This window comes from Variovorax sp. HJSM1_2, from assembly GCF_049316285.1.
Taxonomy (GTDB): domain Bacteria; phylum Pseudomonadota; class Gammaproteobacteria; order Burkholderiales; family Burkholderiaceae_C; genus Rhodoferax_B.
In genome coordinates, this window is sequence record NZ_JBMOXA010000002.1 from 199,273 (window position 1) to 221,042 (window position 21,770).

At 63.0% G+C, this 21,770-nt stretch carries 20 protein-coding genes; 11 read left to right on the forward strand and 9 right to left on the reverse strand.

The features are described 5' to 3' along the window. Positions 1-16: 16 nt before the first annotated feature. Positions 17-1,852, reverse strand: a complete 1,836-nt coding sequence (locus ACFQ95_RS03415) for a M14 family zinc carboxypeptidase (protein ID WP_422829397.1) — start codon at positions 1,850-1,852, stop codon at positions 17-19. Between the two features lie 262 nt (positions 1,853-2,114). On the opposite strand from ACFQ95_RS03415, the gene dusA reads away from it, so the two are divergent. Continuing rightward, a complete protein-coding gene (gene dusA, locus ACFQ95_RS03420) occupies positions 2,115-3,128 on the forward strand; it encodes a tRNA dihydrouridine(20/20a) synthase DusA (RefSeq protein WP_422829398.1) in 1,014 nt (337 codons plus the stop codon). Positions 3,129-3,212: 84 nt separating this feature from the next. On the opposite strand, the gene ACFQ95_RS03425 is transcribed toward dusA, so the two are convergent. After that, on the reverse strand, positions 3,213-3,848 hold the full coding sequence (locus tag ACFQ95_RS03425; protein ID WP_422829399.1) for a GntR family transcriptional regulator: 636 nt from the start codon (positions 3,846-3,848) through the stop codon (positions 3,213-3,215). A gap of 85 nt (positions 3,849-3,933) precedes the next feature. Between ACFQ95_RS03425 and scpA the strand changes: the two genes are divergently transcribed. The 6 genes from scpA (at position 3,934) to ACFQ95_RS03455 (ending at position 12,069) form a co-directional block, all read left to right on the forward strand. Beyond that, positions 3,934-6,129 carry a methylmalonyl-CoA mutase gene (scpA, locus tag ACFQ95_RS03430; RefSeq protein ID WP_422829400.1) on the forward strand — a complete coding sequence of 732 codons (2,196 nt, stop codon included), beginning with the start codon at positions 3,934-3,936 and terminating at the stop codon, positions 6,127-6,129. A gap of 119 nt (positions 6,130-6,248) precedes the next feature. Beyond that, complete coding sequence (locus tag ACFQ95_RS03435) at positions 6,249-6,656, forward strand: GNAT family N-acetyltransferase (protein WP_422829550.1); 408 nt, start codon at positions 6,249-6,251, stop codon at positions 6,654-6,656. Positions 6,657-6,676: 20 nt separating this feature from the next. Then, positions 6,677-7,687, forward strand: a complete 1,011-nt coding sequence (meaB, locus tag ACFQ95_RS03440; protein WP_422829551.1) for a methylmalonyl Co-A mutase-associated GTPase MeaB — start codon at positions 6,677-6,679, stop codon at positions 7,685-7,687. A gap of 21 nt (positions 7,688-7,708) precedes the next feature. Continuing rightward, a complete protein-coding gene (locus ACFQ95_RS03445) occupies positions 7,709-9,241 on the forward strand; it encodes an acyl-CoA carboxylase subunit beta (RefSeq protein WP_422829401.1) in 1,533 nt (510 codons plus the stop codon). A 203-nt stretch (positions 9,242-9,444) separates the two neighbouring features. Continuing rightward, positions 9,445-11,514, forward strand: a complete 2,070-nt coding sequence (locus ACFQ95_RS03450) for an acetyl-CoA carboxylase biotin carboxylase subunit (RefSeq protein ID WP_422829402.1) — start codon at positions 9,445-9,447, stop codon at positions 11,512-11,514. Between the two features lie 72 nt (positions 11,515-11,586). Beyond that, positions 11,587-12,069, forward strand: a complete 483-nt coding sequence (locus ACFQ95_RS03455) for a VOC family protein (protein ID WP_422829403.1) — start codon at positions 11,587-11,589, stop codon at positions 12,067-12,069. Positions 12,070-12,075: 6 nt separating this feature from the next. Here the strand turns inward: ACFQ95_RS03455 and ACFQ95_RS03460 are convergent, their stop codons facing one another. Together ACFQ95_RS03460 and ACFQ95_RS03465 are read right to left on the reverse strand one after the other, a co-directional pair. Continuing rightward, positions 12,076-12,825, reverse strand: a complete 750-nt coding sequence (locus ACFQ95_RS03460; protein WP_422829404.1) for an aspartate/glutamate racemase family protein — start codon at positions 12,823-12,825, stop codon at positions 12,076-12,078. 25 nt (positions 12,826-12,850) lie between these two features. Then, complete coding sequence (locus tag ACFQ95_RS03465) at positions 12,851-13,570, reverse strand: GntR family transcriptional regulator (RefSeq protein WP_422829405.1); 720 nt, start codon at positions 13,568-13,570, stop codon at positions 12,851-12,853. Positions 13,571-13,931: 361 nt separating this feature from the next. Here ACFQ95_RS03465 and ACFQ95_RS03470 point away from each other — a divergent pair, with 361 nt between their 5' ends. The 4 genes from ACFQ95_RS03470 to ACFQ95_RS03485 are packed head-to-tail and all read left to right on the forward strand — an operon-like array spanning position 13,932 to position 17,155. Further along, complete coding sequence (locus ACFQ95_RS03470; protein ID WP_422829406.1) at positions 13,932-14,759, forward strand: transporter substrate-binding domain-containing protein; 828 nt, start codon at positions 13,932-13,934, stop codon at positions 14,757-14,759. Positions 14,760-14,812: 53 nt separating this feature from the next. After that, positions 14,813-15,568 carry an amino acid ABC transporter ATP-binding protein gene (locus tag ACFQ95_RS03475; protein WP_422829552.1) on the forward strand — a complete coding sequence of 252 codons (756 nt, stop codon included), beginning with the start codon at positions 14,813-14,815 and terminating at the stop codon, positions 15,566-15,568. Between the two features lies 1 nt (position 15,569). Next, on the forward strand, positions 15,570-16,262 hold the full coding sequence (locus ACFQ95_RS03480) for an amino acid ABC transporter permease (RefSeq protein WP_422829407.1): 693 nt from the start codon (positions 15,570-15,572) through the stop codon (positions 16,260-16,262). Beyond that, positions 16,259-17,155 (forward strand): polysaccharide deacetylase, encoded by an 897-nt coding sequence (locus tag ACFQ95_RS03485; RefSeq protein WP_422829408.1) that lies wholly within the window; start codon positions 16,259-16,261, stop codon positions 17,153-17,155. The genes ACFQ95_RS03480 and ACFQ95_RS03485 overlap by 4 nt, the downstream gene beginning before the upstream one ends. Before the next feature lie 2 nt (positions 17,156-17,157). On the opposite strand, the gene ACFQ95_RS03490 is transcribed toward ACFQ95_RS03485, so the two are convergent. The 5 genes from ACFQ95_RS03490 to ACFQ95_RS03510 all read right to left on the reverse strand — a co-directional run bounded on the left by ACFQ95_RS03490 (position 17,158) and on the right by ACFQ95_RS03510 (position 21,729). Beyond that, positions 17,158-18,141 (reverse strand): Bug family tripartite tricarboxylate transporter substrate binding protein, encoded by a 984-nt coding sequence (locus ACFQ95_RS03490; RefSeq protein WP_422829409.1) that lies wholly within the window; start codon positions 18,139-18,141, stop codon positions 17,158-17,160. 85 nt (positions 18,142-18,226) lie between these two features. After that, complete coding sequence (locus tag ACFQ95_RS03495) at positions 18,227-18,985, reverse strand: SDR family oxidoreductase (RefSeq protein WP_422829410.1); 759 nt, start codon at positions 18,983-18,985, stop codon at positions 18,227-18,229. Continuing rightward, positions 18,982-19,698 (reverse strand): fumarylacetoacetate hydrolase family protein, encoded by a 717-nt coding sequence (locus ACFQ95_RS03500; RefSeq protein WP_422829553.1) that lies wholly within the window; start codon positions 19,696-19,698, stop codon positions 18,982-18,984. The genes ACFQ95_RS03495 and ACFQ95_RS03500 overlap by 4 nt, the downstream gene beginning before the upstream one ends. 26 nt (positions 19,699-19,724) lie before the next feature. Beyond that, positions 19,725-20,705, reverse strand: coding sequence for a Bug family tripartite tricarboxylate transporter substrate binding protein (locus ACFQ95_RS03505; RefSeq protein WP_422829411.1), 981 nt, complete (start codon positions 20,703-20,705; stop codon positions 19,725-19,727). A gap of 70 nt (positions 20,706-20,775) precedes the next feature. Beyond that, a complete protein-coding gene (locus tag ACFQ95_RS03510; RefSeq protein ID WP_422829412.1) occupies positions 20,776-21,729 on the reverse strand; it encodes a 2-hydroxyacid dehydrogenase in 954 nt (317 codons plus the stop codon). Positions 21,730-21,770: the final 41 nt, after the last annotated feature.

Consider the following 21,770-nt stretch of genomic DNA (forward strand, 5'->3'; position numbering starts at 1 on the left):
AGATCGTAAACACGTTTTAAGGCACGGGTTCCAGCTTCAGTGTGGGCACGGTCATCACACGTGCGGCGCTGCTCAACACATCCAGCACGTGGTTGGCAAAGTAGCTGTTCTGGGTATCGGGCTCAAGTGCGGCCACCGCCAGGTTGCCCCACGCCTGGTTGACTGGCACGTAGTAGCTGCCAGCGGGTACATCGATCAGGCCGCTGCCCAGGCTGACTTCCACCCGCGTCACGTCGCCACCACCCGCGACACTGCCGCGCACATCTTCGCGCACGGCCTGGGTGCGGCTTTGTTCCTGGTAGTTGTCGACCAGCAGCGAACTGGATTCGGTGATGCGCTGCACCTCCAATCCCAGCAAACGCAGGCGTTCCACAGCGGTGGTGGAACTCGGCGACAACCAATAGCCGCAGGGCCGCACCCGTGACTTCACGGTGCGCAGGTTCTGCGATGAATTCCAGGCCACGTTGACCACCTTGTCGGCACCGGTTTCGGGGTCCAGCATGGTCAGGTTGTAGGTGGTGCTGGTGGGCGCGGCTTCGACGATCACGGGCGCGTTACAGGCTTTGGAGCTGATTTCGCGTTCCATGTACGGCCGCAGCTTGTTCAGCTCGTCGGCGCGGGCCGCTGCGCTTTGCAGCACACTGGTGATGGCCGTCACCTGGGTGTGCACGCGGCGTTGGATATGGGTGCGGCCAATGCCTACACCCCGGGTTTCGATCAACAGGCTCACCGCATTCTTCAAGCCGTTGACGTTGCGCCCGGTGTCTGGCTGGCTGCCGCCCATGGAGACACGTTTGTCGGCCAGGTCGGTCGAGGTGGTGTAGTACCACTCCTGCGTGAGGTTCTGGTTTTGCAATGCGGTGAGTACCGGGCGGCGAAACCATTCTTCTGAGGCCCGTGGCAGGAACTCGGGCAGGTTGGGCGTCATCGCGTATTGCAGCAGTGCGTCGTATTTCTGGATGGCACCAAACTTCTCGACGAAGCGTCCGACCACCGTGTATTCATGGGCATCGACCACCACAATCGGTTGGTAGTCGCGGCTGAGCTTGGCGAGCGCGCGGGCTTCGGGCGTGGTCAGAAGCAGGTGGTCGCGGTTCAGGTCGACACCGTTGGCCGTGACCCGCACATTGGCGGCTGCGCCATCAGGGTTGGCGCGCGGCACCACGATGACATTGATACGGTCCAGTAGCGGCTCCAGCAGGCCTTGTGACAGTTCACGCGCCAATACCAGCAGCGCTTCGCTGCCTGCGGGTTCATTGCCGTGTTGCTGGCCGATCAACAGCACGGTGGGGCGCTGGGTCGCGAGCACCGTCGCCGGGTCCGAGCCGGCGCCGCGTGTCAGCAGCAGGCCTTCCAGCAGCACACCGGCTTGTGATGTGCCCAGGGGCAATACCACTGCCTTGGTTGTAGAACCAGCCGGCACGCTGGCGGAAAGCTGGTGCAGCCAGGTCGACACTTCGGCATTGGTGGTGAAGCTGCTGCGGTCGGCCGCCAGGCCGGGTGTGGCGTAAGCCAGGGGCGGTGCCGGGAAGCGTGCGGCCACGGCAGCGTTATAGGGTGGGGCGGCAGCCGCTCCGTCGCCTTGGCCTGGTGTGGGCACGGGCACCGAAACGGCGGTTTCTACCGGTGCCGCGGTGGGCGCAACGCTGACCGAGGCAGGCGCTGGGGTGGATCTCGGTGCCGTCGTTGGAGCGGCCGTGCCGGGGTAGGGCTTCCATTCAGGCAGCGGCTTTGATGCACAGGCCGCCAGCAGTGCGACCACGGCCAGCGCAGCAGCTGTTCTGTGCAGGCGCCAGGTGGCCTGCGGCGCGTTTTCGGCGTTGTGGGGCTGGGCGAAGGTGTGGTGGTTCATACGGGCTCGTCGTCCTTAAGCTGCGCTACGCCGTGGCCTGAGGCCATAGGGCTTGAAGCGGTGATGTTACCGCTCTCATTGACCATGTTCGACGGCTTTTGTGGGCGTCTGAAAAATGCCAAAAATGGGCTGCCCAAGCCGACTCGCATGGCCAGGCACAAAGGAATAAGACGATGTTTTGGCGGGAAAAAGAGCAAGCTGCGAAAATAACCCCTGTTTTTGGGCGTGGCACCGACTGCCGCGTCTCCCTGATCTCACCCGTATGCAAGCTGAAAACCTTCCCTCCAACCGCCTCAGCGTGGCACCCATGATGGACTGGACCGACGCCCATTGTCGGTACATGCACCGCCTGATCACGCGCCACACCTTGCTCTATACCGAGATGGTGACCACGGGCGCGCTGATCCATGGCGACGTGCCACGCCATCTGCGCTACAACGAGCAGGAGCATCCGCTGGCGTTGCAGCTCGGCGGCAGCGAGCCGGCGGACCTGGCCAAGTGTGCCCAGTTGGGCCAGGAGTGGGGTTACGACGAGGTCAACATCAACTGTGGCTGCCCCAGTGAGCGTGTGCAGCGTGGCGCGTTTGGCGCCTGCCTGATGGCCGAGCCGCAACTGGTGGCCGACTGTGTCAAGGCCATGGTTGATGTGGTGGATGTGCCAGTCACCGTGAAGCACCGCATCGGTATTGACAAAACCGAGAGCTACGAATTTGTGCGCGACTTTGTCGGCACCGTGGCCGAGGCGGGCTGCAACACCTTCATCGTGCATGCACGCAACGCCTGGCTCAAAGGCTTGAGCCCGAAGGAGAACCGCGAGATTCCACCGCTGCGTTACGCGCTGGTGGCGCAGTTGAAGAAAGACTTTCCCGGCCTGTGCATCGCCATCAATGGCGGCATCAACACCAATGCCGACATCGCCGCGCATTTGACCCAGGTGGACGGGGTGATGATAGGCCGCGAGGCCTACCACAACCCCTGGCTCATGGCCGATTGGGACGAGCAGTTCTTCGGCGCCCCGGCGCAGACGCTGGACCGTGATGCCGTGGAGCTGCAAATGGTCGACTACATGGAACGCATGGCCGTCGAGCACGGCACGCCCTGGGGCAACATCGCGCGCCACATGCTGGGCCTGCGCCACGGCCAGCCGGGTGCGCGTCGTTGGCGCCAGGTGTGGAGCGACCACAAACTCAAGGCCATGCCGGCGCGTGACGTGATGCGTTTGGCGCAACTCACACTGCGGCGCGATGCCGACGCAGCGCAAGCCGTTGCGGCTTAGGAATTAAGAGAAAAAGGCCTTTTGCTCTTTTTGCATAAGCGCAAGCAGCTATCTATTTTGAATCTGCTTGGTTGGGGCTGCGGGCTAAACCGCCGCCTCCAGCCCATTCGCAAAATGTGCGCGCATACGTTGCAGAGTTGCCTCTGCGTCGCGCCGCAGCAGTGCATCCATCACACTACGGTGCTCCATCAGCGACTCGTGGATGCGCCCGGACTTGAATAGCGAGTTGTGCCGGTTCAGCTTCATCACCTTGCGCAGGTCTGCCACCATCTGGTTGGTCCAGCGGTTGTCGGCAATTTCCAATAGGCGCATATGGAATTGCTCGTTCACGGCGAAGAACTGCACCTGGTCGTCCACCGCCGCCTCCAGCTCGGTGTGCAGGGCTTGTAATTCGGCCAGCTGCGTGTCGCTGGCGCGCTCGGCCACCACGGCGGCGGCGTCGCTTTCCAGCAGGCTCAGCAGGTGATAGACCTCGCGCAGATCGCGCTCGGAAACTTCGGTCACGTAGGCGCCGCGGCGCACCTTCATGGTGATCAAACCCTCGGCCGCCAGCACCTTCAGCGCCTCTCGCAATGGTGTGCGGCTGATGCCATACTCTTCGGCAATCTTCAGCTCATCGATCCAGCTGCCAGGCGCCAGGTCGCGCTGAAAAATGCGCTGGCGCAGACGCTCCGCGACTTCTTCGTAGAGGGGGCGAGGCGTGAGGTTGAGGGAAGGCATAACCGAATTCTAGGTTAATTTTTTATTTTGCATTCATAATTATGGATGCGGTAGACTTCAACTCACGCCAAAAAAGTGCTCAGCCATGTCTAAAGATTCGACCCAAGATTCCTCTCGGCCTGCCGTGTCATCTACGCCTGAGTTCGCTGCCGCAGATCTGGCTGCCTGGACCAAAGCGGCCGCCAAGTCTGCGCCCGGCGGTGCGGTGGAAGCGCTGAATTGGGTCACGCCAGACGGCATCACCGTCAAGCCGCTCTACACCGCTGAAGACCTGGCCGGGCTGCAGCACACCAACACATTGCCCGGCTTCGAGCCCTACATCCGCGGCCCGCAAGCCACCATGTACGCGGTGCGGCCCTGGACCATTCGCCAATACGCCGGTTTCTCGACCGCCGAAGAATCCAACGCCTTCTACCGCAAGGCGCTGGCCGCCGGCGGGCAGGGCGTGAGTGTGGCGTTTGACCTGGCCACGCACCGTGGCTACGACAGCGACCACCCGCGTGTGACCGGCGACGTGGGCAAGGCCGGTGTGGCCATCGACTCGGTTGAAGACATGAAGATCCTCTTCGACCAGATCCCGCTCGACAAGGTGAGTGTGTCCATGACCATGAACGGTGCCGTGCTGCCCGTGCTGGCCGGCTACGTGATCGCCGCCGAAGAGCAGGGCGTGGCGCAAGACCAGTTGAGCGGCACCATTCAGAACGACATTCTGAAAGAGTTCATGGTGCGCAACACCTACATCTTTCCGCCCGAGCCCAGTATGCGCATCATCGGCGACATCATCGAGTACACGGCGCAGAACATGCCCAAGTTCAACTCGATCAGCATCTCGGGCTACCACATGCAGGAAGCCGGCGCCAACCAGGCGCTGGAGCTGGCCTTCACCCTGGCCGACGGCAAGGAGTACGTCAAGACCGCCATCGCCAAAGGCATGGATGTGGACGAATTCGCCGGGCGGCTGAGCTTCTTTTGGGCCATTGGCATGAACTTCTATCTGGAAGTGGCCAAGATGCGTGCCGCACGCCTGCTGTGGTGCCGCATCATGAAGGGTTTTGACGCCAAGAAGCCCAAGAGCCTGATGCTGCGCACCCACTGCCAGACCAGTGGCTGGAGCCTGACCGAGCAAGACCCGTACAACAACGTGGTGCGCACCACCATAGAGGCCATGGCGGCGGTATTTGGCGGCACACAAAGCCTGCACACCAACGCGCTGGATGAGGCCATCGCCTTGCCCACCGAGTTCAGCGCGCGTATTGCGCGCAACACCCAACTCATCATCCAGGAAGAGACCCACATCACCAACGTGGTCGACCCCTGGGCCGGCAGCTACATGATGGAAAAGCTGACGCAAGACATGGCCGATGCGGCATGGAAAATCATCGAAGAAGTCGACGCCCTGGGTGGCATGACACGTGCGGTCGACAGCGGCTGGGCCAAGCTGAAGATCGAGGCCGCTGCCGCCGAGAAACAAGCGCGCATAGACTCGGGCAAAGACGTGATTGTCGGCGTCAACAAATACAAGCTGAAGACCGAGGACGCGATCGACAGCCTGTCCATAGACAACGTCAAGGTGCGTGAACAACAGGTGGCGCGCCTGCAGCAAGTGCGTGCCACACGCGACAATACCAAGGTGCAAGCCGCGTTGGACGCCCTCACCGCCGCTGGCGAATCGGGCGAAGGCAACCTGCTGGCGCTGAGCATTGCCGCCATGCGTCTGCGCGCCACCGTGGGTGAAGTGTCGGATGCGTTGGAGAAATCATTCGGCCGCCACCGTGCCGATACGCAAAAGGTCACCGGCGTCTATGCCGCAGCCTATGACTCGGCCGAAGGCTGGGACGCGCTCAAGGTCGAGATCAATGCCTTCGCCGAGGAGCAGGGCCGCCGCCCGCGCGTGATGATCAGCAAACTCGGCCAGGACGGCCACGACCGTGGCGCCAAAGTGGTGGCCACGGCCTTTGCCGACCTGGGCTTTGACGTCGACATGGGGCCGCTGTTCCAAACCCCCGAAGAGTGCGCGCGCCAGGCGATAGAGAACGACGTGCACGCGGTCGGCGTCTCCACGCTGGCAGCCGGCCATAAGACTCTCGTGCCGGCCATCATCGAAGAGCTGAAGAAGCAGGGCGCGGACGACATCATCGTCTTTGTCGGCGGCGTGATCCCGCGTGGTGACTACGAGATGCTGTATGAGGCCGGTGTCAAAGGCATTTACGGCCCGGGCACACCTATCCCGGCCAGCGCCAAGGATGTGCTGGAGCAGATCCGCGCGGCCGTGAGCGCCTGAGCCTCAAGAGTGCCACGGTGACGGTGGATCTTCTTTCCGAGCCAGTGAACCAGCGCGTGAACCAGCGGCTTAACCAGCGCCTGCGTTTCGAGGCCGTGGTCGACAGCGACTTCGACGCCATGCTGGCGCTGCGCATTGACGCCATGCGCCCTAGCCTGGAGCGTGTTGGACGCTTTGATTTCAACCGTGCGCGCGAGCGTCTCACCCAGGGTTTTGTGCCAGCCTACATGCAGCACATCGTGTGGGATGGCGAGCGCATTGGCTTCGTCACTCTGAAGCCAGAGGGCCGCGACACGCTGCGGCTGGACCACCTTTATCTGCGCCACGGTTTTCATGGCCAGGGTATAGGCGCCTGGGTGCTGCATTGGGCGCAAGAACAGGCGCGGGCACGCGGCCTGGGCATCAAACTCACTGCACTGAAACTCAGCGACGCCAACCGCTTTTATCTACGCCACGGCTTTGTGCTGGAAGGTGAAGAGGGGGTGGACGTGCACTACCGCTGGCAAGCGGTGGAGACCAAGCCTTGAGCAACGACGTCGTGGCCGCCATGCAGCAAGCGGTGTTGGCCTCTACCGGCATGGCGCAACGCCGCGCCATTGCCAAAGCCATCACGCTGCTGGAATCCACCCGCGCCGACCACCGTCTGCAAGGTGATGCCTTGCTGGCCGCGTTGTTGCCGCACACCGGGCGCGCATTGCGTCTGGGCATCAGCGGTGTGCCTGGCGTGGGCAAGTCGACTTTTATTGAAGCGCTGGGCCTTTATCTGATCGAAAAAGGCCACCGCGTGGCGGTGCTCACCATAGACCCTTCCAGCACTGTTTCGGGTGGCTCCATCCTGGGCGACAAAACACGCATGGAGCAACTCTCTGTGCAGGAAAAGGCGTATATACGGCCCAGCCCCTCGAGTGGTACGCTGGGCGGCGTGGCGGAGAAAACCCGCGAAGCCATGCTGGTGTGTGAAGCCGCTGGTTATGACGTAGTGGTGGTGGAGACCGTGGGTGTGGGCCAATCGGAAACGGCGGTGGCCAACATGACCGACATGTTTGTGTTGATGCAATTGCCCAACGCAGGCGACGACCTGCAGGCGATCAAGAAAGGTGTCATGGAACTGGCCGACCTGGTGGTGATCAACAAGGCCGACCTTGACGCCGACGCCGCGACCCGTGCACAGGCGCAGATCACCTCGGCCTTGCGTCTGTTTGGCTCGCACGGCCACCATCAACACCAGGCACAAAACGACGCTTTATTCTGGCACCCACAGGTGCTGCAACTCAGCGCCCTGCTGGGCCAGGGTGTGGCCACTTTCTGGTCTGCAGTGCAAGAGTTTCAACGGCTGCAGACGGCCAATCAGCAATTCGGCACCAAGCGCCAGCGCCAGGCGCAAACCTGGATGTGGGAGCGCATCGAAGCCGGGCTCAAACAGGCTTTTCGCGCCCACCCCGGTGTGTGTGCGCAGTTGCCCCTGCTGCAGCAGCAAGTGCTCGATGGCAGCTTGCCAGCCTCCACCGCCGCGCGCCGCTTGTTGGCGCTCGCCACTACACCCGCCGCACCGACCTAATTTTTTTGATGGGGATATCGCATGCAAGAAATTCTTGAACAACTAGAAAAGAAGCGCGCCGCTGCACGCTTGGGTGGCGGCGAAAAACGCATTGCGGCGCAGCACAAAAAAGGCAAGCTCACAGCACGTGAACGCCTGGAGCTGCTGCTGGACGAAGGCACGTTTGAAGAGTGGGACATGTTTGTCGAGCACCGCTGCACCGACTTCGGCATGGAAGAGCAAAAGATCCCCGGCGACGGTGTGGTCACCGGCTACGGCATGATCAACGGCCGCCTGGTGTTTGTCTTCAGCCAGGACTTCACGGTGTTTGGCGGCGCGCTGTCGGAGGCGCACGCCGAGAAGATCTGCAAGGTGATGGACCAGGCCATGAAGGTGGGCGCGCCGGTCATAGGTTTGAACGATTCTGGTGGCGCGCGCATCCAGGAGGGTGTGGCCTCGCTAGGCGGTTATGCCGACGTGTTCCAGCGCAATGTGATGGCCAGTGGTGTGGTGCCGCAGATCAGCATGATCATGGGCCCGTGCGCCGGCGGCGCGGTGTATTCACCCGCCATGACCGACTTCATCTTCATGGTCAAGGACAGCAGCTACATGTTTGTCACCGGCCCCGAAGTGGTGAAGACCGTGACGCACGAAGAAGTCACGGCCGAAGAGCTGGGCGGCGCCATCACCCACACCACACGCAGCGGTGTCGCCGACATGGCGTTCGAGAACGACGTCGAAGCGCTGCTGATGCTGCGCCGGTTGTACAACTACCTGCCACTCAACAACCGCGAAAAAGCCCCGGTGCGCCCGAGCAACGATCCGGCCGACCGCATGGACATGAGCCTGGACACGCTGGTGCCCGACAACGCCAACAAACCCTACGACATGCGCGAGTTGATCGCCAAGACGGTGGACGATGCCGAGTTCTTTGAACTGCAGCCCGAATACGCGAAAAACATCCTGATCGGCTTCGCACGCATGGAAGGCCAGACCGTGGGCATCGTCGCCAACCAACCCCTGGTGCTGGCCGGTTGCCTGGACATCAAGAGCAGCATCAAGGCCGCGCGTTTTGTGCGCTTCTGTGATGCGTTCAACATCCCGGTGATCACCTTTGTCGACGTGCCCGGCTTCATGCCCGGCACCAGCCAGGAATACGGCGGCATCATCAAACACGGCGCCAAGCTGCTTTATGCCTACGCTGAATGCACGGTGCCCAAGATCACGGTCATTACACGCAAAGCCTATGGCGGCGCCTACGACGTGATGGCGTCCAAACACCTGCGCGGCGACGTCAACTTTGCCTGGCCACACGCCGAGATTGCGGTGATGGGCGCCAAGGGGGCCGTGGAAATCATCTTCCGCGAAGACAAGGGTGACCCCGCCAAACTCGCGGCCAAAGAAGCCGAATACAAGGCCCGCTTCGCCAACCCGTTTGTCGCCGGCGCACGCGGCTACATCGACGACGTGATCCTGCCGCACGAAACGCGCAAACGCATCTGCCGCAGCCTGGTGATGCTGCGCGAGAAGAAGCTGGAAAACCCGTGGCGCAAACACGGCAACATACCGCTGTGAGATGGCACACCCCCAGTCTGCGCGCACTGCGTGTCGCTTCGCCTACCCCCTTGCAGGGGGCGATGCTGGCGGCCTGGCAAAGCCAGTTCCGCTGCATCCCAGCGAGGCGCGGGCATGCCTGCAGCGATCGGTGAGCACCCGCCTACAGAGCATCATGTCCAACTTGTTTTTGATTGCCGATGACGGCATCGAAGGACTCTTTCATGTTTAAAAAAATCCTGATTGCCAACCGTGGCGAGATCGCCTGCCGCGTCATCACCACGGCCAAGAAAATGGGCATTGCCACCGTGGCGGTGTATTCCGATGCCGACAAGGAAGCGCGTCACGTGGAGCTGGCCGATGAAGCTGTGCCCATAGGCCCCGCGCCCAGCCGCGAAAGTTATTTGTTGGCCGACAAGATCATCGCCGCCTGCAAGGCCACGGGGGCACAGGCGGTGCACCCGGGCTACGGCTTCCTGAGCGAGAACGCCGAGTTTGCCAAGCGGGTGGAAGAAGAGGGCATTGTGTTCATCGGCCCCAAGCATTATTCGATTGCCGCCATGGGCGACAAGATCGAGTCCAAGAAGCTCGCCGGCGCCGCGGGGGTGAACTGCATCCCCGGCGTGAACGATGCCATCGACAGCGCCGAGCGCGCGGTGGAAATCGCCAAGGGCATTGGTTACCCGGTGATGATCAAGGCCAGCGCCGGTGGTGGTGGCAAGGGCCTGCGCGTGGCGTTCAACGACAAGGAGGCCTTTGAAGGCTTCACCTCGTGCCGCAACGAAGCACGCAACAGCTTTGGCGACGATCGTGTGTTCATCGAGAAATTTGTCGAAGAGCCGCGCCACATCGAAATCCAGCTGCTGGGTGACAGCCACGGCAACGTGCTCTACCTGAACGAGCGTGAATGCTCCATCCAGCGCCGCCACCAGAAGGTGATTGAAGAGGCGCCGTCGCCCTTCATCAGCGAGGCCACACGCAAGGCCATGGGCGAGCAGGCCGTGGCCCTGGCCAAGGCGGTGAAGTACCAAAGCGCGGGCACGGTGGAGTTTGTGGTGGGCAAGGACCAGAGCTTCTACTTCCTGGAAATGAACACCCGCCTGCAGGTGGAGCACCCGGTGACGGAGTGCATCACCGGGCTGGATCTGGTGGAGCTGATGATCCGCGTGGCCGCTGGTGAAAAGCTGCCGCTCACACAAGCCGAGGTGAAGCGCGACGGCTGGGCCATAGAGTGCCGCATCAACGCCGAAGATCCGTTTCGCAACTTTCTGCCGAGCACCGGCCGGCTGGTGCGCTTTCAGCCGCCGGCGCAAACCATGTGGGCGTCCGACACTGCCGCGTTGCAGGGTGTGCGTGTCGATACCGGCGTGCAGGATGGTGGCGAGATCCCGATGTTCTACGACTCCATGATCGCCAAGCTTATCGTGCATGGACGCGACCGAGCCGAGGCCATTGCCAAGATGCGCGAGGCGCTGAACGGCTTTGTGATCCGTGGCGTGAGCAGCAACATCCCTTTCCAGGCGGCGCTGCTGGCGCATCCCAGGTTTGTTGCTGGCGACTTCAACACCGGCTTTATTGCCGAGAACTACGCCGCCGGTTTCCATGCCGAAGATGTGCCGCACCCCAATCCCGACTTTCTGGTGGCGCTGGCGGCGTTTGTGCATCGCCGCTACCGTGACCGCGCCACCGGCATCAGCGGCCAGATGGCCGGGCATGAGGTGGCGGTGGGTGAGGACTTTGTGGTGGTGGCGCTGGGCGCCGGAGGCAAGAACGTACAGCACCCGGTGAAGATCAGCGAGTTCGATGAAAAATCGGGCGCCAGCACTGTGCTGGTCCGTGGCCACAGCTATCACTTCAGCAGCAAATCGCGGCTCAGCGCGATACGCATTCAGGGCTTTTGTGACGAGCAGCCTTTTACCGCGCAGATCGAGCGCGGTGGCAACAGCGGCACCGGTGCCGTGCTGCGCAACCCGCTGGCCATGCGGGTGGCGCACAACGGCACGCAACTCGATGCGCTGGTGTTGTCGCCACGCATGGCCGAGTTGCAGGCCTTGATGCCCTACAAGGCACCGCCTGACATGAGCCGCTTTGTGTTGTCACCCATGCCTGGCTTGTTGGTGGACGTGGCCGTGCAGCCCGGCCAGAAGGTGCAAGCCGGTGAACGTGTGGCGGTGATTGAGGCCATGAAGATGGAGAACGTTTTGTTTGCCACCGCCGACGGCGTGGTCGCCAAGGTGCTGGCCGGCAAGGGTGAATCGCTGAGTGTGGACCAGCCCATCGTTGAGTTCGAGTGAAGCGATGGCCATGGTTCAACCGTTGTTGACTGGCTTGTGGCTGAAGATTGGCAAGATGCAAGGAGTGCCCGTATGACGACCCCCACACAAAATGCGCAGCGTCCATTCAAGGTGCTTGGCATTCAGCAAATCGCCATCGGCGGGCCCGACAAGAAACGCCTGCAAACCCTGTGGGTCGACATGCTGGGTCTGGAGGTCACGGGTACCTTCGTCAGCGAACGTGAGAACGTGGATGAAGACATCTGCGCCATAGGCCGTGGCCCCTACAAGGTCGAGGTCGACCTGATGCAACCCATAGACCCGGAAAAAAAACCAGCGGTGCACACCACACCCCTGAACCACGTGGGCCTGTGGATAGACAACCTGCCCGTGGCGGTGGAATGGCTTAGCGCGCAAGGCGTGCGTTTCGCCCCTGGCGGCATTCGCCCGGGCGCTGCTGGCTACGACATTTGTTTCCTGCACCCCAAGAGCAACGAGCAGTTTCCGATTGCCGGCGAAGGTGTGTTGATTGAATTGGTGCAGGCACCGCCCGAGGTGATTGCGGCGCTGGGGTAGTTTGAGCTAGCCCGCGCGGCCTGCGAAAAACGCCTGAAGCGCAGGCGACAAGCCTACGGTTTCGCGCGGGCCGGGCGCGGCATAACTGCCGGTGCGTGCCTTGGTGGGGCGCTGCCGCACCAGCAACTCGGCTTGGCGTACGGCGCAACTCACACCGTCGAGCACGGGCACGTCGAGGTGGGGCTGCAAGCGTTGCGGTACACCGGCCATCACCGCGCCGGTGAGCACGATGACCTCGGCGCCATCGCGTTCGATCAGGTCTCGCGCGGCCGCGATGGCCAGGGCATCGGCTTCGCTTTGGTCACCAGCCGCGTAGGGCGCATTGCTTTCCACGGCGCGCCAACCGGCGATGCGCGAGTTGAGACCGTAGCCTGTCACCAACTCCTGGTACACCGGCAACACGCGCTGGCCCCACACCAGCACACCGATGCGCCCGCCCAACATGCAGGCGGTGAGCAAAGCGGCTTCGGTGATGCCGACCACGGGAATCGGCAGCATCTCGCGTGCGGCACTCAGCGCCACATCGTAAGACACTGCTATCACCACTGCATCACAACCCGCTGCGTATGTGGCCAGCAGCTCGACCGTGGCATGCGCCGCAATGGCCAGCTCGGTACGCGTGGCGATGATGCGCGCGCCAAAGTCGCCAGTGACGGGCACGATCTCGGTGCCGGCGCTGGCAGCGTCACGCGCCGCTGCCGCGACCTTGTCGGTCACGAAGCTGGAAGTGTTGGCGTTGAGGACGAGGATGCGCATGGGTTTCTTTGCTTGCAAAGTTTGTTCAGCGAAACGCCGATTCGAGCGACAGCTCGGCCTCTTGCCGGGGCGCAAGATCCAGGCCTGCCTCGATGTGTTCCAGGTGATGCAGCATCAGCTTGGCGGCGCGGTTGGCGTCGCGGGCTTCGATGGCGTCGAGCAGTCGGTCGTGTTCATCGGGTGCGCAACTCGGTGAGCCCGGCGCGTCGTACAAGATCATGCACAGGCAGGTCAGCGACTCCAGCTCGCGCAGCGTGCGCTCCAGCACGCCGTTGCCAGCCACTTCGGCCAGCAGCAGGTGGAACTCGCCGGTGAGCAGCAGCAGGCTGGTGGCGTTGCCGCTGGCGCGTGCTTTTGCCTCGCGCGCCACGTGCGCGCGCAACGCGGTGATATGCCGGGGCGTGGCTTTTTCCGTGGTGATGCGCACCAGGCCGGGCTCGATCAACCGGCGCGCGGTGAAGACGTCGCGCGCCTCTTGCGGTGTGGGGCTCGCAATGAAGGCGCCACGGTTCGGAATATTGGTGGCAATGCGGTCATGCACCAGCCGGACGGTGGCTTCGCGCACCTTGGTGCGGCTCACTTCAAAGATGCTGGCCAGCTTGTCCTCCACCAACTGGGTGCCCGGCACCAGGCGGTGTTCCAGGATGGCCGTGCGAATGCGTTCGTAGATTTGGTCGGTGCTGAGCGCTGGCGCAGCAGAGGTTTTTTGGACGCGGCGACGGGGTGGTTCGGCAACGGGAAGCATGGGGTATGGCTTGCTTAAATTGCATACTATATCGGCAATTTTTGACATGCCAAAGACGCAGGACTTGCTCCCTCTGGAGCGAAAAAACGGCGCTTTCGGAAAAAATTAAGGTGTTGTTTCGCCACGCACCAGCCCTGGGCCATCCGCACCATACGCGCTCACGCCATGCCTGAAATGGCACCACAAGAATGCAAAAAAATCGCATGCAATTTGTGAATTTATGGAATTCAATGTTGATTTGACTTGGCATGGAATCTGCTGGAATGGCATGTGTCATGAAATTGCATACCAAATGCGGCGTGACAAACGCCCCCGCGCTGTGGCCGGTGGGCACTTTGTTCAACCTATCGGAATCCTGACCATGAATGCACGCCCCCCACTTCTGAAAACCTTGGCAAGCTTTTGTCTTTGCTTCGCCTTTGCGGCGCACGCTGATACTTTGGACGACGTGCGTCAGCGCGGCACCTTGACGGTGGGCGTTGAAGCCGGTGGCGCGGGCGCCATCATCTCGTCCGAGCCGGGCGGCAAGATCGTCGGCCAAGATGCAGACCTGAACGCGCTGATTGCCCAAAAGCTCGGCGTCAAGCTTGAGATGGTGGAGACGCCTTGGCCCGGCATCATTCCGGCGCTGCTGAGCAAACGCTTTGACATGATCATGAGTGGCATGACGGCCACCAAGGCGCGTGCCGAGCGAGTTAACTTCTCCACCCCCTATGGCGACGCTTCGCTGGTGGCGGCCGCCACGGCGGGCAACGCTGCCATCAAGTCGCCGGACGACCTGGCGGGCAAAACCATTGGTGTGCTGCTGGGCACCAATACGGTGGACTTTGCCAAGGGTTTTGCCGCCAAGATGGCCGCCAAGAACCTGGCCGCCCCCACGGTGAAAACCTATGACGACTTTCCATCGATGTTTGTCGAAATGACCAACAAGAACATCGATGCCGTGATGTTGCCGCGCCCCATCATGGGCGGCTACATGGTGCAAAAGCCAGGTGCCTTCAAGATCATCGATGGCCTGGGCGACAAGTCGTATTTCGGCGTGGCGATCCGCAAGGAAGACACCGCGTTGCTGGCCGCCGTCAACAAGATTTTGATGGATGCCAAGGCCGATGGCACGCTCGCCGCTGTGCAAAAGAAGTGGCTGGGTGCGCCAACCGCCGCGCTGCCTGATAGCTGGATGCAGCCATGAGCCAGAACCCTGCAAGCGCATTGGCCGCCGTTGTTCCCAGCGCGGCAAGGCCGATGGTGTCGGTGCGGCAACTCACCAAGCGTTATGGCGAACACGAGATCCTCAAAGGCATCAACCTCGATGTGGCCGCGAGTGAAGTGGTCACGCTGATTGGCCCCAGTGGCTCGGGTAAGAGCACGGTGCTGCGCTGCCTGAACTTTCTGGAGGCGCCCACTTCCGGCGAAGTGTTTGTCGATGGCGAGCGCCTGGGTTATGTGCAAGGCAAGGGCGGCAAGCTGCAGCGCCGCCCCGAGGCCGACATGAACCGCCAGCGCGCCGAGATCGGCATGGTGTTTCAGCAGTTCAACCTGTGGCCACACAAGACGGTGCTGCAAAACATCATCGAGGCGCCTATGCTGGTGCGCGGCGCCCAGCGTGACGCTGCGGTGGAAACCGCCCGCAAGCTGCTCGACCGCGTGGGCCTGTTGGCCAAGCAGGATGCCATGCCCATGACCTTGTCTGGCGGCCAGCAGCAACGCGTGGCGATTGCGCGTTCCCTGGCCATGCAGCCCAAGGTGTTGTTGCTCGACGAGGTGACCTCGGCGCTGGACCCGGAAACCGTGCGCGACGTGCTAGACGTGATCAAGGGCCTGGCGTTTGACGGCATGACCATGGTGTTGGTCACGCACGAAATGTCGTTCGCCCGCGAAGTGGCCGACCGCGTGGTCTTCATGGACGAAGGTGTGGTGATGGAAGAGGCCCCGCCAGAACAGTTTTTCTCGGCCCCGCGCCACGAGCGCGCGCAGGCCTTCTTATCCAGGGTGCTTTGACATGTTTGATCTTCAACTGATCCTCACCTACATGCCTGACCTGCTGCACGGCCTGTGGGTCACCGTGCTCTATACCTTGGGCGGGCTGGCTTTGGGCCTGGTGATTGGTGTGTGTGCGGCCGTGCTGGGTTTGTCGCGCCTGCGCTTCTTGCACTGGCTGGTGCGTGTGTATGTGGACTTCATTCGTGGCACGCCGCTGCTGTTGCAGTTGTTCATTTTGTATTACGCGCTGCCGCCGCTGGGCATCAAGATGTCGGCCGGCACGGCGGGTATTCTGGGCCTGGGCATCAACGCAGGGGCTTACCTGGCCGAGATCTTTCGCGCCGGCTTTGAGGCGGTGCCGCGCGCCCATGTGCAGGCGGCGCGTTCGCTGGGCATGAGCTACCGGCAAACGCTGTGGCGCATTGAGTTGCCCCAGGCCGCCACGCTGGTGCTGCCACCGCTGGCCAACGAGATGATCAGCCTGGTGAAGTCGACCTCGTTGATCTCCACCATCTCCATCGCCGAGCTGCTGCGCTCGGGGCAGATTGCGGTGTCGGTCACGTTTGCGCCGCTGGAAATCTACACCGTGGTGGCGCTGTTCTATCTGGCCATCAACCTCAGCCTGTCGAACCTGGTGCGCTGGCTGGAGCAACGCAAGGGCTCGGGCGCCCGCTCTGAGGCGCGCCGCACCTTGATGGATGTGGGCGTATGACGGCGCCGACTGTGAAGGCGCTGAACATACATGGCCGGTATGACGCGGCTTCTGCCACCGCGTCCCCCGGCGCCGCCTGGCCCGGTGGCAAACGCTTGGCGGTGTATGTGGCTGTGGGGGTGGAGGAATACGCCTTTGGCCACGGCAAGACCGAAGACCTGATGCCCGGCGTGGCCGCGCCCGACATGGTCAACACCAGTTGGCGCGACTACGGCAACCGCGTGGGTGCCATGCGTTTGCTGCAGCGGTTGGTGCGTTTTGGTGTTCCCCCCACGGTGCTGCTGAACACGGCGGTGTACGCGTCGGCCCCGCAGTTGATGGTGTTGGCGCGCGAGTTGAAGGCTGAGTTCATTGGCCATGGCATCGCCAACTCTGATTCGCTGGAGGGCATGGACCCGGCGCAAGAGCAAGCCTACCTGGCGCAGGTGGCCGCCCGCATCGCCGCGCAAGAAGGGCAAGCGCCCATGGGATGGTCCAGCCCCTGGCTCACACAAACGCCGCACACGCTGGATCTGTTGGGCGAATGCGGTTACCGCTTTGTGATGGACATGCGGCTGGACGACGTGCCGGTGTGGCTCAACACCAGATCAGCGCCGCTGCTGGCCATGCCCTATGCGCTGGAACTGAACGACAGCACCTCCATCATCGGCCGCCAAGTCGGTGCAGCGGAGTTTGCCGACATGTTGATCGACGAGTTTGATGAACTGCTGGAGGCGTCGCAAGAAAAGCCGCTGGTGATGAGTGTGGTGCTGCACTCGTTCATCTCGGGTGCGCCGTTTCGTTTGCGCCAGCTCACTCGGTTTTTCGAGCACATGCAGGCGCACAGCGATGCGGTGTGGTTCACGCAGCCTGGCGCCATTTACCAGGCTGTGGCGGGTGACGCCAAGCGTTGAACTCATTCCAGCGGAATCCCTGCCTCTTTCACCACCTTGCCCCATTTGGCGAGGTCGGACTTGATGACTGCGGCGTATTCCTGCGGTGTGCCGCCCTGGATTTCAATGCCGGCGGCTTCGAGCTTGGTGCGCACATCGGGCAGCTTGAGTGCTGCGTTGATCTCGGCGTTCAGCTTGGCAATGATGGCGGGCGGTGTGCCTGCGGGTGCCAGGAAGCCACCGTTGGTGTTGGCGTCAAAACCCTTCAAGCCTTGTTCGTCTGCGGTAGGCACATCGGGCAACTGGGCCGCGCGTTTGCGGGTAGACACCGCGATGGCGCGCACGTTGCCAGCCTTTACCTGTGATTGGATGGCACTGATGGTGTCGATGTAGAGCGCGGTGCGCCCGGCTAGCAGGTCCGGGTGGGCGGCAGCCGAGCCTTTGTAGGGCACCAACAGCATGGGCGCGCCGCTGGCGATACGGAACATTTCAGCCGCCATTTCTTGCGCGCTGCCACGGCCCGAGGTGGCCACCTTGGCATCGTTCGGGTGGGCCTTGGTCCAGGCAATGAACTCGGGCAGGTTTTTGGCGGGGATTTGTGGGTACATGGCAAACACCAGCGGCACTTCGTGGGTGTAGACGATGGGCTCGAAACTTTTCTCGGGATCCCACCCCAGGTTCTTGAACAAAAACTTGTTGATGTTGTGGCTGCCGCCGACGATGCCAATGGTGTAGCCATCGGCCGGCGACTTGGCCAGCACATCGGTGCCCAGGTTGTTGGACGCGCCAGGGCGGTTGTCTACGATCACGGCCTGGCCCAAAGACGCGCCGAGTTTGTCGCCCACCACACGCGCAATGATGTCGATGGCGCCACCGGGTGGCGCGGGCACGATGATTTTGATGGGGCGTGTGGGATAGGCCTGTGCCGAGGCAAGCATTGGCACGGCGCTGAGGGTGGCCAGGGCGGTGGCCGTGGTCAAGGTCTTGAGTAAGGTGGTGAATTGCATTTTTGTCTCCGTTGGGGTGGGTGAAACCATGCGCTCTTGGCGGCGCTTGTGGTGTGGTGCTGTGTGTCTGGTTTTATTTGACGGGCTAGCCGCGTCCCACAAAGGGCATATGGCTGGCCATCACGGTCATGTTCAATACGTTGGCGCTGAGCGGCATGGCGGCGATGTGGCGCACCGCATCAGCCACGTGTTGGGCATCCATCATGGGCTCGGCGGCAGTGCTGCCGTTGGCCTGCAGCACGCCGCGTGTCATGCGTTCGGACAACTCGGTCAAGGCGTTGCCAATGTCGATCTGGCTGGCCACGATGTTGTAGGCCCGGCCGTCGAGTGCCAGGCTTTTGGTGATGCCCGATACCGCGTGTTTGCTGGCGGTATAGGGGGCCGTGAACGGGCGTGGTGTGTGGGCCGAGATCGAGCCGTTGTTGATGATGCGCCCGCCTTGCGGTGACTGGCGGCGCATCAGGCCAAAGGCGGCGCGCGCACACAGGAACACACCGGTCACGTTGGTGTTGAGCACGCTGAACCACTTCTCCAGCGGCAGTTCGTCCATAGGCATGGCCGGTGCGTTGACACCGGCGTTGTTGAACAGCAGATCGAGCCGGCCGAAGTGTTGTTCTATGCTGTCGAACAAGGCTTGCACGCTTTCGGGCTGAGTCACGTCGGTGGCCACGGCCAGCGCGGCCTGACCCTGTGACTCGGCCTGGGCTGCCAGCGCCTGCAAGGGCTCGACACGGCGACCGGCCAGCACCACGGTCCAGCCGTCGCTGAGCAGACCCAGGGCGACGGCCCGGCCTATGCCGCTGCCGGCGCCGGTGACCAAGGCAATTTTGGAGGTGGGGTTCAAGCGATTTCTCCTGAGAGGGGTGAATGGGTTGGGGTGACGGTCATGGTGAGCTGTCCGATGCCTGCGATGCCGGCCGTGAGCACATCGCCGGGCTGCAGCGGGCCTACACCGGCGGGCGTGCCGGTGAAAATCAGGTCGCCGGGCTGTAGCGTCACCGAGCGCGACAACATGGCCACCAACTCGGGCACCGACCACAATAGATCGGACAGGTCGGCGCGTTGGCGCTCCACGCCGTTGACGGCCAGCCACAGGGCGCCGGTTTTCGGATGGCCGCTAACGGCGGCTGGCACCAGCGCTGTACATGGGGCCGAATGGTCAAAGGCCTTGGCCGGCTCCCACGGCCCGCCGGCGCGTTTGGCCTGCTGCTGCAGGTCGCGCCGCGTCAGGTCCAGGCCGGCGGCATAAGCCCAGATGTGCCCGGCCTCCACCTGTGTGGCGGCGATATCGCTGCCGCCCCGGCCAATCGCCACCACCAGCTCGATCTCGTGGCAGAAGTCTGCCGTGCCCGGCGGGTAGGGCAGGCCGCCGTGTGCCGGCACCACGGCGTTGGCGGGTTTCATGAACCAGGCAGGCATTTCTGTCGGTGCGGCCTCGTCCTGGCTCCAGCGGTAGTTGCGGCCTATGCAGAACACCCGGTTGACCGGGAAAACGGCGGCGCTGCCCGCCACTGCCAGGGTAGTCAGCATGGCCGGCAAAAGCGCGAATGCGGGCATGGCGGCACCGGTGATGTGGCTGGTGTTCATTCGATGCTGATCTTGCGGCTGCGGATGATTTGCGCATAGCGGGCCTTGTCGTCGGCGATCAGCTTGGCAAATTCAGGCGGCGTGGTGGCGCGCGGCACACCGCCCAAGGACGCCAGGCGCGCGCGCACGCTTTCGTCGGCCAGGATGGCACGAATGTCGCTGGAAATCTTGTCCAGTATGTCCTGTGGTGTGCCGGCGGGCGCCAGCAGGCCCAGCCACGAGATCGCGTTGAACCCGGGCAGCGCGCTTTCCGACAGTGTGGGCAGATCGGCAAACGCCGGCACGCGTTTGTCGCCGGTCACGGCCAGGGCGCGCAGCTTGCCGGCCTTGATGTGGCCCGAGGCTTCGAGCACGGTCATGAACGACAACTGCACATGGCCTGCGAGCAGGTCGGCGATGGCCGGGCCCCCGCCGCGGTAGGGCACGTGCAGGATGAAGGTGTTGGTCTGGTCCTTGAACATCTCGGCCGCGAGATGCGGTGCACCACCGGCCCCTGCGCTGCTGTAGGTCAGCTTGCCCGGTTGCGCCTTGGCCAGGGTGATGAACTCCGCGACGCTCTTGGCTGGCACGGCGGGATTGACCATCATGGCCAGGGGCAGCTCGGCGATCAGCGAGATCGGGGCAAAAGCCTTGTCGGCGTCGTAGGGCAGCTTGGCGTAGAGCGATGGGTTGATGGCCTGGGTGCCGATGTTGCCCAGCAGCAGGGTGTAGCCGTCTGGCTTGGCCTTGGCCACGATGTCGGCGCCAATCATGCCGGCGGCGCCGCCCTTGTTGTCGATGATCACGGTCTGGTTCCAGCGCTTGCCGAGCTGCTCGGCAATGATGCGGCCGCCGGTATCGGTGCCACCGCCGGGTGGAAACGGCACCACCAGGGTGACCGGCCGGGCCGGGTAGCTTTGGGCAAGGGCGGGCGCCTGGGGCAGAGCCCCCAGGGCCAGGGCTGCTGCCACGCTGATGGCGATGCGGCGGTTGATCATTTTTTGTCTCCTGTTTTTTCTGGTGAAGTCTTGGGCTGGGGCCTGTGCTGCGGCCGCTGGGCTCAGCGTCTCATGTGGTCAGGCTCATGCTGGGGCGTTCGCCGGCCAGTGCCTGGGCCAGGCTCTCCAGCACCATTTCGGCCATGGCGGTGCGCGTTTCCCAGGTGGCGCTGGCGCGGTGGGCCTGCAGCGTCACGGCATCGGACTGGCGCAGCGCCAGGGGCACGCGGGGTTCGTCGACAAACACATCCAGCCCCGCGCCGGCGATGCGGCCCGCGCTGAGTGCCGCCGTGAGGTCGGCCTCGTTGACCAGTCGGCCACGCGCCACGTTGACCAGAAAGCCACGCGGACCCAGGGCTTCGAGCACGGCCGCGTTGATGATGCCTTCGGCCTTGTCGGCAGCGGCACACAACACCAGGGCATCGGCGTCTTGCGCCAGCTCCAGCAGTTGCGGCACAAAGCGGTAGGGCACGTCATGCATGGCGCGCAGGTCGGTGTAGCTGATGCGGCAGCCAAAGGCCTCGGCCCGGGTGGCCACAGCGCGGCCTACGCGGCCCATGCCGACGATGCCTATGCGCATGCCGCTGAAGCGGCGGGCGAGCGGAATTGCGCTGGGCTGGGGAAACTTCTCCCACAGGCCGTCGCGCACGAAGCGGTCGCCCGCACACAGGTTGCGGCAGGCGGCGATCAACAGGCCTATGGCCAGATCGGCCACATCCTCGGTGAGGGCGCCCAGGGTCGCCGTGACCGGCAGGCCACGGCTGCGGCAATAGGCCAAGTCCACGGCATCGGTGCCAACACCGTTGACGGCCACCACCTTCACAACTGGCAACTGCGCCAGCATGGCATTGGAGATGCCGGTGTGGCCGCCGGTGATGACGGCGTCGATGGCAGCGCCGTGTGTTTTGAGCCAGGCGTCCGGCTTGGTCATTTCAAAGTATTTGTGCACCGTGTAGCGCGCGGCGAGCTTGGTGTTGACCTCGGGGATCAGGATGGGGTTGAGTTGCAGGACCTGGGGTTTCATGTCGGGTGGTGAGCGCTGTCAGATTCAAAGGTGAAGGTAGT

Excerpts from the sequence above, each read along its gene's own strand:
- ACFQ95_RS03415 (WP_422829397.1), bottom strand. The coding sequence starts at position 1,852 with ATGAACCACCACACCTTCGCCCAGCCCCACAACGCCGAAAACGCGCCG.
- dusA (WP_422829398.1), top strand. The coding sequence starts at position 2,115 with ATGCAAGCTGAAAACCTTCCCTCCAACCGCCTCAGCGTGGCACCCATG.
- ACFQ95_RS03425 (WP_422829399.1), bottom strand. The coding sequence starts at position 3,848 with ATGCCTTCCCTCAACCTCACGCCTCGCCCCCTCTACGAAGAAGTCGCG.
- scpA (WP_422829400.1), top strand. The coding sequence starts at position 3,934 with ATGTCTAAAGATTCGACCCAAGATTCCTCTCGGCCTGCCGTGTCATCT.
- ACFQ95_RS03435 (WP_422829550.1), top strand. The coding sequence starts at position 6,249 with ATGCTGGCGCTGCGCATTGACGCCATGCGCCCTAGCCTGGAGCGTGTT.
- meaB (WP_422829551.1), top strand. The coding sequence starts at position 6,677 with ATGCAGCAAGCGGTGTTGGCCTCTACCGGCATGGCGCAACGCCGCGCC.
- ACFQ95_RS03445 (WP_422829401.1), top strand. The coding sequence starts at position 7,709 with ATGCAAGAAATTCTTGAACAACTAGAAAAGAAGCGCGCCGCTGCACGC.
- ACFQ95_RS03450 (WP_422829402.1), top strand. The coding sequence starts at position 9,445 with ATGTTTAAAAAAATCCTGATTGCCAACCGTGGCGAGATCGCCTGCCGC.
- ACFQ95_RS03455 (WP_422829403.1), top strand. The coding sequence starts at position 11,587 with ATGACGACCCCCACACAAAATGCGCAGCGTCCATTCAAGGTGCTTGGC.
- ACFQ95_RS03460 (WP_422829404.1), bottom strand. The coding sequence starts at position 12,825 with ATGCGCATCCTCGTCCTCAACGCCAACACTTCCAGCTTCGTGACCGAC.
- ACFQ95_RS03465 (WP_422829405.1), bottom strand. The coding sequence starts at position 13,570 with ATGCTTCCCGTTGCCGAACCACCCCGTCGCCGCGTCCAAAAAACCTCT.
- ACFQ95_RS03470 (WP_422829406.1), top strand. The coding sequence starts at position 13,932 with ATGAATGCACGCCCCCCACTTCTGAAAACCTTGGCAAGCTTTTGTCTT.
- ACFQ95_RS03475 (WP_422829552.1), top strand. The coding sequence starts at position 14,813 with ATGGTGTCGGTGCGGCAACTCACCAAGCGTTATGGCGAACACGAGATC.
- ACFQ95_RS03480 (WP_422829407.1), top strand. The coding sequence starts at position 15,570 with ATGTTTGATCTTCAACTGATCCTCACCTACATGCCTGACCTGCTGCAC.
- ACFQ95_RS03485 (WP_422829408.1), top strand. The coding sequence starts at position 16,259 with ATGACGGCGCCGACTGTGAAGGCGCTGAACATACATGGCCGGTATGAC.
- ACFQ95_RS03490 (WP_422829409.1), bottom strand. The coding sequence starts at position 18,141 with ATGCAATTCACCACCTTACTCAAGACCTTGACCACGGCCACCGCCCTG.
- ACFQ95_RS03500 (WP_422829553.1), bottom strand. The coding sequence starts at position 19,698 with ATGCCCGCATTCGCGCTTTTGCCGGCCATGCTGACTACCCTGGCAGTG.
- ACFQ95_RS03505 (WP_422829411.1), bottom strand. The coding sequence starts at position 20,705 with ATGATCAACCGCCGCATCGCCATCAGCGTGGCAGCAGCCCTGGCCCTG.
- ACFQ95_RS03510 (WP_422829412.1), bottom strand. The coding sequence starts at position 21,729 with ATGAAACCCCAGGTCCTGCAACTCAACCCCATCCTGATCCCCGAGGTC.